Genomic DNA, 729 nt, shown 5'->3' with positions numbered 1-729 from the left:
AGCGCGATCTTTCCCGCTTCTTTGTCTCCGATTGATCATTCCGGGAAAGAGCAACCGGAAACAGATTTTGAGAAAGCAAAACTCGCTGGCGTTCAGCAGCGCGATCAAGGCGGCGAGCTTCCCGTCAGACGTTCGATTCTGAGAACGCTCCCCGTTCCGATCGTCGTTCCTATGTGGGAAGCTGTCGCAGAAACTCGGCAATAAGCCGGTTGGCCGCTTCTGGCCGTTCGAGCGGGATCAGATGCGCCGCGTCGGCGACTTCCGCATAGGTGGCGTGCGGCAAACCTTCGACGATCCGGCGTCCAAGTCGCGCCGGCAGGATGGAATCCTGGCCGCCCGACACCACCAGCGTCGGTGCGGCGATCCTCGGAAGGGCATCGACGATGGCGGCGCGGTCGAGCAGCACCGAGCGGACGACGCGGATCAGCGCGTGCCGGCCCCACGAACGATAGCCCCGGACGATGCCGACGCCGATCGCCGGTCTGTCGCGCCGCATCCTGGTGGAGAGCAGCGTCGAAAGGTTGATGCGGTCCACCATGCCGTCGAGCGCGGCGATCGGCATCAGTCTGGTCAGCACGGTCGCCTTGGCACGTTGCGAGAACTGCGGCGCGTCGGCCGAGGTGTTGAACAGGACCATCCCGCGCACGCGATCGGGCACGCGCAGCGCTATGCGGGGGGCGACGAAGCCGCCCCAGGAGGTGCCAAACGCCACCACCGGGGCTTTCACGC

Annotated in this window: 2 protein-coding genes; one reads left to right on the top strand and one right to left on the bottom strand. The window is 65.3% G+C overall.

What is annotated here, in order from left to right:
- Positions 1-204, top strand: a 204-nt coding sequence (locus tag OXQ95_RS18620) for a hypothetical protein (protein ID WP_267383124.1), incomplete at its 5' end; no start/stop codon positions are given.
- Here the strand turns inward: OXQ95_RS18620 and OXQ95_RS18615 are convergent.
- Complete coding sequence (locus OXQ95_RS18615) at positions 170-712, bottom strand: alpha/beta hydrolase (protein ID WP_267383126.1); 543 nt, start codon at positions 710-712, stop codon at positions 170-172. The genes OXQ95_RS18620 and OXQ95_RS18615 overlap by 35 nt on opposite strands.
- Between the last annotated feature and the right edge of the window lie 17 nt (positions 713-729).

Origin of the sequence: Sphingomonas sp. GC_Shp_6 (assembly GCF_026540835.1) — a bacterium.
Classification (GTDB): domain Bacteria; phylum Pseudomonadota; class Alphaproteobacteria; order Sphingomonadales; family Sphingomonadaceae; genus Sphingomonas.
This window is presented reverse-complemented; position numbering and strand designations above follow the sequence as displayed.